At 60.5% G+C, this 14,139-nt stretch carries 12 protein-coding genes; 1 reads left to right on the top strand and 11 read right to left on the bottom strand.

Annotated elements, in window-relative coordinates; translation table 11 throughout:
• Positions 1-11: 11 nt before the first annotated feature.
• From QCE62_RS16635 to QCE62_RS16600, 8 genes are all read right to left on the bottom strand, one after another.
• Complete coding sequence (locus tag QCE62_RS16635; RefSeq protein ID WP_309920511.1) at positions 12-920, bottom strand: dihydrodipicolinate synthase family protein; 909 nt, start codon at positions 918-920, stop codon at positions 12-14.
• A 29-nt stretch (positions 921-949) separates the two neighbouring features.
• Complete coding sequence (locus tag QCE62_RS16630; RefSeq protein ID WP_309920507.1) at positions 950-1,999, bottom strand: Ldh family oxidoreductase; 1,050 nt, start codon at positions 1,997-1,999, stop codon at positions 950-952.
• Positions 2,000-2,004: 5 nt separating this feature from the next.
• A complete protein-coding gene (locus QCE62_RS16625) occupies positions 2,005-2,967 on the bottom strand; it encodes a D-glycerate dehydrogenase (RefSeq protein WP_309920505.1) in 963 nt (320 codons plus the stop codon).
• On the bottom strand, positions 2,964-4,307 hold the full coding sequence (locus QCE62_RS16620) for an MFS transporter (protein ID WP_309920502.1): 1,344 nt from the start codon (positions 4,305-4,307) through the stop codon (positions 2,964-2,966). Before QCE62_RS16620 ends, QCE62_RS16625 begins: the two co-directional genes overlap by 4 nt.
• Positions 4,308-4,420: 113 nt before the next feature.
• Positions 4,421-5,605 carry an enolase C-terminal domain-like protein gene (locus tag QCE62_RS16615; RefSeq protein ID WP_309920499.1) on the bottom strand — a complete coding sequence of 395 codons (1,185 nt, stop codon included), beginning with the start codon at positions 5,603-5,605 and terminating at the stop codon, positions 4,421-4,423.
• Between the two features lie 107 nt (positions 5,606-5,712).
• Positions 5,713-6,753: a LacI family DNA-binding transcriptional regulator gene (locus QCE62_RS16610; protein ID WP_309920497.1), complete on the bottom strand. Its 1,041-nt coding sequence runs from the start codon at positions 6,751-6,753 to the stop codon at positions 5,713-5,715.
• Positions 6,754-6,899: 146 nt separating this feature from the next.
• Complete coding sequence (locus QCE62_RS16605; protein ID WP_309920495.1) at positions 6,900-7,340, bottom strand: DUF4174 domain-containing protein; 441 nt, start codon at positions 7,338-7,340, stop codon at positions 6,900-6,902.
• Between the two features lie 389 nt (positions 7,341-7,729).
• Positions 7,730-7,969, bottom strand: coding sequence for a hypothetical protein (locus QCE62_RS16600; RefSeq protein WP_309920492.1), 240 nt, complete (start codon positions 7,967-7,969; stop codon positions 7,730-7,732).
• A gap of 1,320 nt (positions 7,970-9,289) precedes the next feature.
• On the opposite strand from QCE62_RS16600, the gene QCE62_RS16595 reads away from it, so the two are divergent.
• On the top strand, positions 9,290-10,168 hold the full coding sequence (locus tag QCE62_RS16595; RefSeq protein ID WP_409017863.1) for a serine protease: 879 nt from the start codon (positions 9,290-9,292) through the stop codon (positions 10,166-10,168).
• Positions 10,169-10,650: 482 nt separating this feature from the next.
• On the opposite strand, the gene QCE62_RS16590 is transcribed toward QCE62_RS16595, so the two are convergent.
• The 3 genes from QCE62_RS16590 to QCE62_RS16580 form a co-directional block, all read right to left on the bottom strand.
• Complete coding sequence (locus tag QCE62_RS16590) at positions 10,651-10,959, bottom strand: hypothetical protein (RefSeq protein ID WP_309920488.1); 309 nt, start codon at positions 10,957-10,959, stop codon at positions 10,651-10,653.
• A gap of 82 nt (positions 10,960-11,041) precedes the next feature.
• A complete protein-coding gene (locus QCE62_RS16585) occupies positions 11,042-11,395 on the bottom strand; it encodes a hypothetical protein (RefSeq protein ID WP_309920486.1) in 354 nt (117 codons plus the stop codon).
• Positions 11,396-11,932: 537 nt separating this feature from the next.
• A complete protein-coding gene (locus tag QCE62_RS16580) occupies positions 11,933-12,136 on the bottom strand; it encodes a cold-shock protein (RefSeq protein ID WP_040048723.1) in 204 nt (67 codons plus the stop codon).
• Positions 12,137-14,139 lie beyond the last annotated feature (2,003 nt).

The following is a 14,139-nucleotide window of genomic DNA, read 5'->3' as shown; positions in this document are numbered from 1 at the left end:
CTGTCTTCTCTTTAAGCGCGGCGTTCGGCGAGTCTCTTCTCCAGCCGGCTCGACAGGCGGTCCAGTTCCTGGATGTCGGCTGCAGAGAGCTTCGGACCCGGTGTACGCATCGTGGCGGAACGGATCGCGCCGCGACGACGCATCATTTCCTTGCGTGCGCACACTCCCCAGAAGCCCATCGCCTCGTAGCGCAACAACGGCAGATAGATGTCGAAGACGTCGTCGGCTTCATCGAATTTGCCCGCGGCGTGCAGCGCGTAGACTTCGGACAGCATCTCGGGATACGAGAAGCCGGCCATCGGGCCATCGGCTCCGCGGCCGAGTTCGAGCGGCAGATACATCGCGTTGTTGCCCGTCAGGATCGCAACGCGACGGCCGCCGCCGGCGCGCAGGCGAGAAATCTTGTTCAGGCAAGGGAGATCCTCTTCCTTCACCAGTTCAATTTCCTTGTGCGTATCGATGAGCGCGAGCATCGCCGGCACGGACATCGCCACCTTCGACGCGAAGGGAAAGTCCTGCAGTACCGTCGGCACCCCGACGTTCCGCCGGAACACATCGGCGAAATAGCCGTGCAATTCCTCGTCGGTCTGGATGCCGGCGGGCGGGGCGATCATCACGCCTGCCGCGCCGAGGTCCATGACGCGCGCGGACAGGTCGGTGAGCTGCGCCAGGCTCGCGTTGCTTACGCCGACCACGCACGGCCGCGAACCCGCGCGCTTGATGAAGCGCGACGCGACCTGCAAGGCCTCGTCCGCGTTCAGCTTGCCCGCTTCGCCACTCACGCCGAGCACGGTGAAGCCCTGCGCACCGTGCCGGATGTAGAAATCGACGAGCGTGTCGATGCTTTCAAGATCGACCGCACCGCTCTCGTCGAAGGGCGTCTGCGTGACGATGAAAACTCCTTTTGAATCGCGCAACATGGGGAACTCCAGAGTTGAATTGCGTTGGATCACGCCGATGCAGGCATCGGCAGATCGAGTGTGTCGGACCAGGTTTTCATGCGGACGATGACGTCGTCAGTGAGCGCGACACCATCGCGTATCTGTTCGCGGCGCAGTGCGAGCGCGCGCTCGCCGGGCAGGCGCACCGGCGGCGCACCTTCGCGCACGCGGCTGGCGTGACACGCATCGGCGAGCCAGGTGGTTTCGTCCAGAAACGCATCCAGCCCGCCGAGCAGACGAGGATTCAGTACCTGGAGGAACACACCTTGACCAAACTTGTCAGGCTTCGTGCGGCGGCCCGATCCCGGCAGCGCGAGCGTCAGTGCCTCGACGGCAAGACCGAGCCCGAAGCCCTTGTAGCCGAACTCCACGCCGCCCAGCGGCAGCACCGTGCCGGGCGGCTTGGCCGTCAGGACGTGGGGATCGTTCGTCGGCTTGCCTTGCGCATCGAGCAGCCAGTCGCCGGGCAAGGTTTCGCCACGCTGCGCGAAGGCCGTGAAGAACGTATTGCTGCCGAGCGATGTGCATTGATCGATGAGAATCGGATCGCGCCGCGTCGGGATGCCGTAGGCGATCGGATTCGTCGTCAGCACTGCGTCCATGCCACCGAACGGCGCAACCGAAGCCACGCCCGCATTGGTCGCGGACAAGGTCACGAAGAGATTGCGTTCGACGAGCGGCAACAGATAGCTTTGCAGGCAGCCGATATGCGAACACTCTGCAATCGTTGCTACCACCACGGCACGCGACGTCGCGCGCGCGATGACCTCGTCGATCGCACGATGCATCACCCACGCGCCCGGCAGGCGGTTCGCGTGCCACGAGAATGCGCTGTCGGTATCGGACAGCACGCGCACTTCGCCCCGGGTTGCGATCTGACCTGCCTGCAGGCGTTCGAGATAGGTCGCGAGCAGCCAGAGACCGTGGCTGCGATGTCCGAGCAACTCGGCATCGACCAGTCTTGCCGCGACCTGATCCGCATGGTCAGCCAACATGCCGCAGCGCTGCAAGGCCTGCGATGCGTACCGTGTCAGGTCGATATGGGAATAAGTTGGCATGGCGTTCAGTGAAAGTTCAACGTGTCGGGGCAGTGATTTCCGCCCAGCACCAGCGCAATGTTGTCCAGTCCACGCAGACCGAGATCGTTGCGCGTCTGCACGGTGGCCGACCCGCTGTGCGGCGTCATGAAGACTTGCGGCAGTTCGAGAAAGCGCCTGTCGAAGTGCGGCTCGCTGGCGAACACGTCAAGTCCCGCAGCGGCAATGTGGCCGCTGCGCAGGCTGTCGATGAGCGCGTCTTCGTCGATCAGCGAACCACGCGCGGTGTTCACGACAATCGCGCCACGCGGCAGCATCGCGAGTTGACGTCTGCCGATGAGCGGCGCCGCGCCCGGATTCGCAGGAAGATGCAGCGACAGAATCCGTGCATGCGGCAACAGCTCGTCGAGCGAGTCGAAGTAGCGCGCGCCCTGCTCGATGTCCTGCGCAACGCGACGGCGGCTGTGATACAGGATGCTCATGCCGAACGCACGGGCACGCTGCGCAACCGCCTGCCCGATGCGCCCCATCCCGACGATGCCGAGCGTGCTGCCCGTCACCCGATGCCCGAGCAGCTCGCTCAACCCGAGCGCGCGGCCCCAGCCGTCCTGCATCACCTGCAGGTGTTCGCGGGCCCGCCGGCTGGCGGCGAGAATATGCAGCAAAGTAGCGTCGGCAGTGCATTCGGTCACGACCGGCGCATTCGTCACGACGATGTCCCGGGCTTCGGCCGCCTGGAGGTCGATGTGATCGAAACCGACGCTGGTCGTCGCCGCCACGCGCAGGCTCTGCGGCAGGCGCTCGATCAGCGTGCGATCCAGACGCAGCGCGCCCGAGAACAGCAAGCCTTGCGCTTCGTGGGCATGCGCCTGGCTCACCAGATCATCGACCGACAGCGGTTCGTGCGGAACGATGGCATCGAACCGCGCCTTCGCACGTTCCTCGACGGCGGGCTGCATCGGCCGCGACAGAATGATTCGATGCTTCATGCCACGACCGCCTCCGGCAACTTGAGCCGTTTCAGCTTGCCGACGATGAAGAGGTAGCTCAATGCACCGACCAGCGCATGCGTGCTGACGAAATACATCGCGCCCGTGAACGAGCCGGTGATCGCGAGGATGTAGCCGATGGCGATCGGCGTCACGATGCCCGCGATATTCCCCGCTACGCCGAACAGTCCGCCCGCGATGCCGACGATTTCAGGCGGCGCGGTATCGACGACGACGGCAAGTCCGATCTGTGCAAGACCTTTGCCGAACAAGGCAAGCGACATCAGCGCGACGATCACGGCGGTCGAATCCGTAAAGTTGCACAGCACGAGCAGACTCGCGAGCAACATGCCGGAGACAAACGGAATCTTGCGCGCGGCGGTCACGCTGCCGCCGCTCTTCAACACGCGATCGGAAATCCATCCGCCGAGCACGCTGCCGACGAAACCGCAGATCGCGGGCAAGGTCGCGACGAAACCGACGTGCAGCAAATCCATGCCCCGGCCCCTGACCAGGTAGATCGGGAACCACGTGATGAAGAAATACTGAAGCGACGTGATGCAATACTGGCCGAGATACACGCCCGCCATCATGCGGCTCCTGAGCAGCACCTTGATCGAACCGGCGGGCGGCGGGACACGCTTCTTCTTGTTCGCTTCGATATCGATCATCGCGCCGTTCTCGCGCAGATAGTCGAGCTCTTCCTGCGTCACTTTGGAACTCTTGTCCGGCGCCCGCATGACCGCGAACCAGACCCCCGCGAGCAACATGCCGAAGCTGCCCATGAACCAGAACACCCAGTGCCAGCTCAACGCGTGACTGAGCATGCCCATCACCGGGACGAACAGAACGACCGCGACGTATTGCGCCGAACTGAAGATCGAGGTCGCGAGTCCGCGTTCGCGCAGCGGAAACCACGCCGCGACGATGTAGTTGTTGGCCGGATAAATCGGCGCCTCTACGAGACCGACGAGAAAGCGGCATGCGAACAACGCGCCGATGGCAAGCGTCACTGGCAGAAAGCCGACATAGCCCTGGAGAAACGTGAAGAACGACCAGAGAAAGAGTGCCGCACCATAGACCTTGATCGAGTTGAAACGATCGAGCAGCCAGCCGCCCGGCAATTGCCCGATGACATAAGCCCAAGCGAACGCCGAGAACACATAACCCATCGTGACGCTGCTCAGGCCGAGTTCCTTGGCCATCGGTGCGCCGGCAATCGAGAGGTTCGCGCGATCGCCGAGATTGACTGCGGTGACGAGCAGAATGAGCGCGAGCACGTAGTACCGCACGTAGCGGTGCCGCGCACGGACTGCGCTGAGAACAGCCTGCGTTGACATCGAATGTCTCCTGAGTGTCGGACGGCCTTCATACCGCCCGTCGGGTAAGCGGCCCGGGCGGGCCGCCCCTGCATGTGGCTGCTCGATGCAGCTCTTTTTGCCAGGCGCCGTGCTTAGCGCTTGTTCAACTCGAAGACGTGATGCTGCTTCGTGTGACGCTTGATGTAGTCCCAGTCGTAGGTGACGCCCAGCCCCGGGCCGGTCGGTACCGGCACCGTGCCGTCGCGGTCGATGCAGTCGATCTGGTCGTTGTAGTCGCACGCATAGACCTGCGGGATGTTGTTCGCACAGTCCGGACCGACGAGCGCGACTTCGTAGTAGTTCGAGTTGCGGATCGCGCCCATCACGTGACGATGCGCCGGGCCGACCGCATGCACTTCGACATCGAGACCGAAGGCTTCCGCGAGACGCGCTGTCTTGATCGCGCCGGTGATGCCCATGTCGTATTCCGGATCGACACGCAGGAAGTCCGTACCGCCCGCCATCAGGAAGTCCGCCTTGGGTTCGAGGCCGCGCACATGCTCGGTGATGAGCAGCGGCGTCTTGAGCATTTCACGCAGCTTCTTGTGCGAGAACGCGGACAGGCCGGCATCGCGATACGGATCTTCAAACCAGAAGTAGTTGGCTTCGTCACAGGCGCGGCCGACGTAGAGCGCATCGGCGAAGGTCTTCAGATCGCAGGCGCCGTCGTACATCAGGTCCATTTCGTTGCCCACGGCCTTGCGCGTCGCGAGAATCGCGGCGGCCTCTTCCTTCGGGTTGCCGTCGAACCAGCCGTGAATCTTGTAGCCGCGATAGCCCATCTCGCGGCAGCGCACGGCGAACTCGCCATATGCTTCGGGGCTGTCGAGACCCCCGTTGCGATCGCCGTGGAAAGTGCTCGCATAGGCCTTCAGACGGGAACGATATCCGCCGAGCAGGTTCGCGATCGACGTATTCAGTTGCTTGCCGACCAGGTCCCACAACGCGATGTCGACCGGACCGTGGCCCATGTGATCGAAGTGATGCAGCTTGCGCTTGAACTCGTCGTAGAGCTCTTCGCGCATGGCGGGATCGCGGCCGAGCAGGTCCGGGGCAAGCATGATCGATTGGGCGAGCGCCGGGCGCGTGCCGCCCCACATCGCCACGTATTCGCCACGCGCGCCGTCGTCCGCTTCAATCACGACGGCGTACTTCTTCAGCTTCATCCTGCCGCCCTTCTTGTAGGCGACGTGGTTGTGCGTATGCTCGGACGCGGCGGCGAGGTTCTCGACCTCGTATTCGAAGTCGAAAATCTCGACGCGATTGATTTTGCTCATGACAAGTCTCCGGTGTTCGGCGCGAGATAGCGCTATCTGACGTGCAAGATAGCGCTATCTCATCCGGATGACAAGCAGCTTTTTGCGTTACTTTTCGAACTTGGGGTTTACGCGGAAGCGCGTCGCACGACAGAAAAGCCGACATCGACGACGCGTTCGGTCACGTCTTTCGATGCGCGCTCGACGATGAGCCGCGCCGCTTCCTGCCCGATGATCTTGCCGTCTGCGCGGATCGTGGTGAGCGGGGGATCGGTGTCCGGCGCGAAGTTCATGTCCCCGTAACCCATTACGGCGAGCTGTTCCGGCACGTCGATGCCGCGCGCTTTCGCTTCCGTGAGCACACCGAGCGCGACCATGTCGGAGGTGCAGAATACGGCGTCGAGGGGCGCAGGCCGCGACAGCAAGTCGGCGAGCGCGCGGCGCCCTTCGCCTAACGTGCTCGGCGCGGGAATCAGGACGGATTCGACGCGTGCCTTCTTGTCGTGCTCGCGTATGGCGGCGATGAAACCTTGTGCGCGCATGGCTGCGCGGTCGTCGTTCGCGCTGATGATGGCGATATGGCGCCGCCCTTCGCCGATCAGGAATTCGGCGGCCTCGCGACCCACGGCGGTCTGCGAGAAACCGACGAGCATGTCGAGCGGCTCCGGGGGCATGTCCCAGGTTTCGATGACCGGAATGCCCGATACGAGCAGCCGCTTGCGCCCTTCCTTCGAGCGCACGGCGCCCACCGTGACGATCGCGTCGGGACGGCGTGCGATCAGCGTATCCAGGAGTGCGGGCTCGAGTTGATGCCCGTAGTCGCTCTCGCCGAGAATGACCTGATAACCTTTCTTCGCCAGCGCGCTCCGCAGGGCCTGCACGAACTCGAGATAGATCGTCGATGCGATGCTCGGCACGATGACGGCCACCAGCAGACTGCGCGCCGATGCAAGTGCCCCGGCAAGCAGATTCGGCACATAGCCCGTTTCGATCACGGCGAGGCGTACTCGCTCGACCATTTCCGGATTGACGATTTCCGGCGAATTCAATGCTCGCGAGGCCGTCATCGGCGCCACACCGGCTGCCCGGGCGACATCGGCCAGCGTCACGCGTCCGCTGCCTCTGCGCGCGCGACGCTTGACCAATGAAGAAGGGTTGTCGACTGACAAAACGCGTTCCCTCGAAACGTGCGAGTAACAATGCTCGTGCTTCGACGAGCTCCACAGGCGAAGTATGCCCGAAGGGCTGTGCAGCATGGCGTACGAGAGGATCCGGAGGCGCGGCGCGTGGGGTGGCGTGCTCCAGCTGAAGTTGGCTACGTCCCGCGGCCTGCTGCCTCCTGCTTGCGCATCGGCATGGCGTCGATGGTCTTGAACAACTCACGGGATTCGATCGGCTCGTGCGAGTCCAGTTTTACGCCGCCGTCCTTGCCGACGAGAAGCACGCGAAACGTGCCGGCCTTGACTCCGTATCGTTGACGTAGAGCGCTGGCGGAATCGCCGACGCCTTGCACGTCATTCCCGATCACTTCGATCACCAGGAGATCGCGCTCCGGAAAGCCCTTGCTTCCCTCGATGGTCGCGCGCTGTTTCGACAGTGCCGCAGAATCGGCATTCCCGGCGAAGATGATGAGCAAACGCTTCTGCCATGAGTACTGTTCGACAGAGGGTGCTGTGCTTCCCCCGGCCTTCGAGATTGTGGTCATTCCCATCAGCATCGTTCCCATGATGCCTGCAAGTACCAGATACCGGTTCATTGGCCAGCCCCTCAGACAGAGTTCAAGGAGACCGGATACGACATGGCGCACCGGGTCTTTATATTCAGCATACCTCTACCCGTTGGCTTCGGTTGGGGCTTGATGAGTGTCTTGAGACGTCTGTGCGCTTGGACGGGGATAGTCGGCGCTGGTCTCGCCCGATTCCGGTCGCGGTCGAGACGCTGCCGCCGTTCGTATGCATATAGGCCGTGCCGGGCAGCAGCTGAGCGGAATCTTGAAAGGGCGCTTTCTTGCCGGTTTAAAATCGGGGCCGAACGATGTTCGTTTCCGTACGCGGGTGATCGTCAATCCAACCTTACCCCTGAAACCGGCCAGGTGCCGTCCGTGAACAATTACTGAGTGTAGTGGGTCGGGAAACAAACATGCAGTCAATCGACGGGACCGAGTAACACGTCGATTGCGGCTTGGCCGGCAATTTCGGCCACCAGATAGGCCCAACGCTCAGTAAAAGGTCCGTTGCGCAACGGGATGCGGCTTCCCCGCGCACCGAGCACTTCGAGGTTCGTGGCGCCTCTTATCTGAAAGGTCACGTCAAAGGTGTTCTCGTCAGCAGCCGAAGTCAGTTCGATCTGAATCTCGAAGCCGCGGTATGCGATCGTTCGGTGCATGAAAGCCTCCCTTTTCGTCTTCGGAGACTAACATGAGTCAGCATCGGACGGTCTCCGCAACCTTTTGGATAGGTCGTCATGCATGCGCCACCACGCGTCCTCAACTATCTACATGCCGGAACCTTCAGGACCGCAATTACCGATTGAGTGAATGCTTCTTGGAACAAACTCGTTTGCACGATCTTCAACTGTTCTATCGACCTGTTTGAAGGGCGGGAGCGCTTGGGTCGTTGCATCCCGCTGGGTCGCTGCTCTCTTCCCGCACGCGATCGTTCGGTTGCTCGCCGAAAAACGCGCGGCTCTTTGGGCAAGTGTCGATCGCTTCCTGTGCTTATGCCGTGCAAGCGCGCTCTGCATCGCCCGCGCTCTGATACCCGCTTTGGGCAGGCAGCCTGAACACGCAGCTGCGCGACTGACCGTCTTCCGCTTCCGGCTCTCTAATGCACACGGCGGCATCGAATCCGTCCTCATCGTTGTGACCGTGACCGGACATGATCCGGCTGGCGTGGAAAGACGAGCGGATAGATTTCCAGCCCACGATATAGGCGGAAATTGACTGGCATGAGTGAGCCCTCGAGCCGCTCAGGCGCCAAAGAAGACGGTGTGCAAAGCAGCTTTGCATGATGGACTTCGGTAAGTTCGTCGAAGCACTGCTGGAACACAAAGCGGCATTCTGTCCAGCCGGCACGTCCCATCCTGCCCGCTTCCCTTTGTATAGCTTACTTTGAGCGCACAACTTTGGCTGATGTTAGAAGGAAGCGCGTTATACAGCGATTCACGGGCTATACTTAAGCATTGTCCGTCAGTCGAAGCGGCGCCTGTCTGTCCCAATGGAGCGCCTATGTACCGGATCATTCCATTCCGCGGCTTCGCCACGTCCGCGGGGCGGTGTCAGCCGAAGACATGTATGACGTGACGTTTCCAATCAAAGGCAGCTCCAATCCTGGCGTGCTTGGTCGCGCCGGCCACCGCATCCAGATTCATTAGGGTCCTTTTACTCGTCAGTGGACCTATCTCATTGCAGAGAGCGCCGGGCAAGCGGCAGTCGATGCCCTCCTCGATGCGCAGCAAAAAGGATTGACAAGGCGGCTTTGCGTGGGCTTTACCGTCGCCTCTCAGTCCACTCGGTCCTGCATCCAATTATCTCGACAAGCTCGCCCTCGGAGCTTCATCCGTTGCACAGGCCTCTCTATGAACGCTAACCTTGTCGAACTGTACGTTAGCCCGAATGGCGATAGGTGGTTGTTGGTTGCCCCAGCCAACGGTCATCCCGTCGTTCGGCACGTTCCCAGCACCGCTTCGGGGGGACGCTCATCAGATTTGTCCCTGTCGGCCTTTCTTTGCACCGACGGCGCAACGCCGCAGCAAGATGCGCTGCTTCGACTGATCAGCCGACTTGCCTTGCCGCTCGCAAGCGCCTGCTCGACTGTACCGGCAGACGTCCCCGCACTGCATCGACCTACTGCAGATGAATTGCTTCTCACGGCGGCTCGTGTGAGGACCTTCGCCAGCGCACAGCATCTCACCAATGCAAGCGGCTTCTCCTTTGCCCGTGACGAGCGCCTCTTTCTCGTCACAAGCCGTCATGTGGTCAACGACGAACCTAGCAAGCACTTCCCCGATCGCCTGGACATAGAGCTTCACGTCGATCGAGATAATCTCGGTGCGTCGACGTGGTTTTCGATGCCACTGTTTTCAGAAGGCGTCGCAGCGTGGCGACAAGGCTCCGACGACGGCGGCTCGATCGATGTCGCGGTGCTGGAAATTCACAAAGCTAGGCTGCCATCAAGTGCCGTCTTCAACGCGTTCACGCCTGAGCATCTGCCGAAGTCTGGCGATGCCATGCCGATAGGCGCCTCGGTTCTCATCGTGGGGTTTCCGCTCGGCTTTCACGACTCGCTCCACCATCTTCCCGTCGTGAGACAAGGCGTCGTTGCATCGGCGTTCGGTCTTCGCTTTCAGGGTAAGGGATGCTTCATTACGGATGCGCGAACGCATCGAGGGACAAGCGGCGCACCTGTGGTGATGAGCAAGCCGTTGAAAGAACAGTCGGCGATGGGTGAGAGCTTGCCATGGACGCTTCTTGGCGTTCACTCATCCACCATTGACATGGGCAGTCGCGACCTCCAAGTCGACGAGACGCTCGGCCTCAACAGCGCATGGTACGCCGACATTTTGATGACGCTCACGGAACACTGAGGCAGTCGTTTCTCCCGGCGCCGGCAGCTACCTTCCGACAACAGCGCTGAGCGGTCCACCTTGCCATGACGACGGACGCACAAACTTACCGGCCTTCCAAGGCGGCGCTGCTTTGAAAAAGCTGCAGGAGGGCCGAGACAGGGCCGTCAGAGGCTTGCGGAAGGGCACGATTTCGCCATGGGCATCCGCGGGCCAGGCCTTGCCCTCGTGGTGGTCGTTAAGCTGCCACCGGATCAAACCATAGCCAGGCGCACGACTTACTCAGCAGATTGCCTGCTTACGAGTTGGGCACGTCATTGATTCACTAATCGGTTGCGACCGAGAAGGTCCACTCGTTCACGGAACTCATCCTGTCTGAACGCAAACGCAGGATGCTACGGACATGCGCCCCGTCGAGATGGCATGCCGCAGCCCGAGCCTCCTGCATTTTCGTGAAATGGTGCACCCAGCCGACGTCGGCAACTGCCGAACAACTACAGAAACTACCTCTGGGAATAGCCCTCTCGCCACAACGTGGCACCGACGGCCATCAGAACTTGGGCGTCTCCTTCCTCCAGACGATCCCAGGCCGACGCCAGCCACTGCGCGAGTCCGTTGCACGCGTCATTCAACGTCACGTAGTCTCTTCCCTCAGCGTTGAACTGCTCAAAGGTAGCAAGTACGTTTTCTTCTGTCGCCATGTCAATCCCCAGGGTATGTCCGTACTCGACGAGCATAGCTGCGAGTTGCTTGAAATATGCTGGACTGTCCGCGCCCACTTCTCGCACGCCTTCGTACGGGCTTCGCTGCATGGGCCTATCACGGATGTCCAGTGTAGTGACTGCCACGGGGCGTCAGCCCAAGCGACGCATGTGACATCGATAGCGCCGGTCCTCAACTGCCGTCGTCGGTCGCACGCGCCGGCGAAACGTAGATCGATTTCGAAAAAAGCGTCTCACCGCCCATCGATCGATCGAGTACACCGATCGCTCGGTTCAGCAGGCCGACCTCGGCGCCCATGCTACGCGCTTGACGCATATAGAAGTTCACAGCATCGAGCCCGTCAATGGTGCGGGCATCGCCTAGCGGTTGCCCCGGCCACCGCGCGAGAAGTACTGGATCTACATCGGGCCCGTAACTGTCCCTACTCGACAAAATGCACCCGGTGCCAATGTGCACCACTTCGCTTCGAGCACGATCTGCGTGGAACTGCGGAAGTGTCGAAAGAAACTCCAGTAGAGGATACATTTGCCCTCCGGGGCCTGTGCCTGCGATAGGTTGGGGGATCATTCAGCGCGCTGCAACGGTGGGAACACCGATCACGCAGTCGCCAGGAATACAGACGTTTTAAACGCAGCGCTATCGCACGCTTTGCGGGAGTCGCTCTGCTTTAATCCTTGAATGCCGAAAGGGCAATCGTTAATGAGATCGCAGACTGCCGCGAATCCGCTCATAGCCACGCTCCCATGATCGCTAGCGATCACATGTGGGCAGGCGCTGGCTCTGTTCAGCCGCTGAAACGGTCGCGTATATCGACTTATGGCAGACCGCCATAGTACTGCGCGTCACCTTGCCGGCAAACAGCTATGATCCGGCGATCCTATCACCGGTAGTCGACCCCCGATTTCCGGGGAGAGATGACTGGCAGGACGAGCTGACTATATGGTCAGACGCATCGGACAAAGAGGTTCCACTAAAGCGCGCCGATGCGATCGCGCAAATTGTGACGCGCGGGTGTCGACTGTAGCGACAGAAAAGGGCCGGTAGACCGGCCCTTGAACTGCGTTACAGCGGTGAGATGTTCGCGGCTTGCATGCCTTTCGGACCGCGCTTTGTCTCGTAGCTTACTTTTTGATTCTCCGCGAGCGTCTTGAAGCCGTCGCCTTTAACTTCCGAGAAGTGAGCAAACAGATCGTCCCCACCCGCATCAGGGGTGATGAAACCAAAGCCCTTGCTATCGTTGAACCACTTGACTGTACCGGTATCCATTAGAATTCCTTGAAAAAATAAGAGCTCGCGTTCGGAGCGACAAAAACTTCAAGGAAGAAGAGAGGATAGCGAGTACCGCGCCGACGACGCGGATAATGGTGATCAGCAATCGAGCTTCTTGAATATTTCATTTTTCACAATATAGTGGTGGCATGGCCTTGTCAATGCTTTTCTAGACGATTCTCAGTGGAACTGGGGCGGCTAATTGCGCCCTGATGACGACTCGAATATCGATCGGCTCTTGACATGCGGAAGTCGGCCGTGAGCCGTTGCAGCCCCAAGCCGCAACGCCGACGCACGTGCTGTCGTGGCAATCGTCCTGCCGAACGGCATGATGGTTGTACCTCGCACGATTGACGGGTTGACCACTCAACACGTTGAGCCGCTTAGGCGTCTCCTAGCGGTCTTCGTGCGAATCTCCAGGTTCGCGTTCCCATGTTTTCCGCGGAATGCTGTCGTTATTGTTCTTGTCAGCAAGATAAAAGATGAGCCATGCACCAAGGACCAACATAGTGACCGTCATCGCTATCATTGATGCACCGTTTAGTAGTTGCCGCGCCAGCGTCGCACTCCCACACGCTGAGAGCCGTGGGACAGCAGGCCTCTCAGCAACGCCAGTTGAAAACGTGATGCGAGGCACCTGCCAATGCCCACCGCAGCTTTGGTCTCGCTTGTTTCGGTGGCATTCCACAAAGCCAAGCAGATGGGCTGCCATTGGGACAATGAGCGCTAGGACTGCGGCTGCGACACGCAATTCCACGTCGGTCGTGTCCCACACGAACACTTAGATGGCCCCTAATGCTTCTCGCCACCGCTCGCTGGCACAGAACACGCTCGATGCCGGAGTCGTGCGACACGTCACAGGCTCCACAGGCTGGTCATCGCCTAGGCACTCGACGGTAGCGCACTTATTTTACTGCTCCGCTCACGACAACCTTTGACACCGGCGACGGATCGGAGTGTCCGCACCGCTTCGCGCGCTTTTGCTTCGAGCGACGCGCGCCCATTTCTTCGATCAAGTGCGTAAAGCCTCGAAGCCCACGGTGCACGGCACCTTTTTCATTCGCATTCATCAAACCTCCTTGAGCATGCACGTAGCTCATTATGCGCCCCCGGTACGAGGGGCGAGTGATTACTGCTGCAATGTCCGAGACGGCGCCTGTCACGGCGGGTCAGAAGGCGCCACGCACATCGTCGCCCTGACGTCGTGCCGGTCGAGACATGAATGACACTAGACACGAATGCCCTCAACACCGCTCGCGCAGGAAAATTCGGCCATCGGGGCGCAACCAGGATTACCGTCATCGCGGAATAGATCGTGCAACGTTTGGAGCATGCTTTAAGTCGCTCCGCAAAGGATCACCTTATGGTCGCCGTCCTGATCGCCCTTGCCCGAGAGCCGTATGGATGAAGATGGAAGCTATATGGCGGATAGCAAAGAGACGTTGGAGCGCTGGCGTGACAGCATTAAAAAAAGATCACGATCGGTGTTGGCGTGTCGACGCGGAATAAACCGATTTGCTCGTCGGAGAGGGCTTCCTGAACCGGGCTGATCTGCCGTTCTGCATTCCCGCGTCGCCTGTATCGTTGAGCGCTGTGCTTTGGCAGGTCCGAGAGAGAACCAGTCATTCGATTGGCAAGGGGACGGCACTTGCCGAGGCTGGCGAGACGGTCGCGCAAACTCGCGCGCTGCTTCGAGCCCGATCCGGCTTTACTATCGTTCAGTTAGCTGCCGATTCAAGTTGGCAATAGCGGGCCTGCTATCCAGGGAATGATTCCTACCAGTATCTTCGAACCGCTTTTCAGAGGGCAGAACAGCAATTCAAGTGACCAATCTGAGAATCTTTGACTCGGTCTGTACATAGCGGTGAGATCGTTGAAGCCCATCGGGGTGCGATTGAAGCGTAAGCGGCTCGCCTAGGCCGTGTGTAGAGGCGTCCGCGCCTGGGCGCAGGATTGCCTCAGGTGGAGCGGCTAGATATCTTGATGTGGTGAACTCGCTG

It is taken from the genome of Caballeronia sp. LZ033, from assembly GCF_031451265.1.
Taxonomy (GTDB): Bacteria; Pseudomonadota; Gammaproteobacteria; order Burkholderiales; family Burkholderiaceae; genus Caballeronia.
The sequence above is the reverse complement of the archived record's forward strand: the minus strand, read 5'-3'. Positions and strand labels throughout refer to the sequence as shown.

Excerpts from the sequence above, each read along its gene's own strand:
- QCE62_RS16635 (WP_309920511.1), bottom strand. The coding sequence starts at position 920 with ATGTTGCGCGATTCAAAAGGAGTTTTCATCGTCACGCAGACGCCCTTC.
- QCE62_RS16630 (WP_309920507.1), bottom strand. The coding sequence starts at position 1,999 with ATGCCAACTTATTCCCATATCGACCTGACACGGTACGCATCGCAGGCC.
- QCE62_RS16625 (WP_309920505.1), bottom strand. The coding sequence starts at position 2,967 with ATGAAGCATCGAATCATTCTGTCGCGGCCGATGCAGCCCGCCGTCGAG.
- QCE62_RS16620 (WP_309920502.1), bottom strand. The coding sequence starts at position 4,307 with ATGTCAACGCAGGCTGTTCTCAGCGCAGTCCGTGCGCGGCACCGCTAC.
- QCE62_RS16615 (WP_309920499.1), bottom strand. The coding sequence starts at position 5,605 with ATGAGCAAAATCAATCGCGTCGAGATTTTCGACTTCGAATACGAGGTC.
- QCE62_RS16605 (WP_309920495.1), bottom strand. The coding sequence starts at position 7,340 with ATGAACCGGTATCTGGTACTTGCAGGCATCATGGGAACGATGCTGATG.
- QCE62_RS16600 (WP_309920492.1), bottom strand. The coding sequence starts at position 7,969 with ATGCACCGAACGATCGCATACCGCGGCTTCGAGATTCAGATCGAACTG.
- QCE62_RS16590 (WP_309920488.1), bottom strand. The coding sequence starts at position 10,959 with ATGCAGCGAAGCCCGTACGAAGGCGTGCGAGAAGTGGGCGCGGACAGT.
- QCE62_RS16585 (WP_309920486.1), bottom strand. The coding sequence starts at position 11,395 with ATGTATCCTCTACTGGAGTTTCTTTCGACACTTCCGCAGTTCCACGCA.
- QCE62_RS16580 (WP_040048723.1), bottom strand. The coding sequence starts at position 12,136 with ATGGATACCGGTACAGTCAAGTGGTTCAACGATAGCAAGGGCTTTGGT.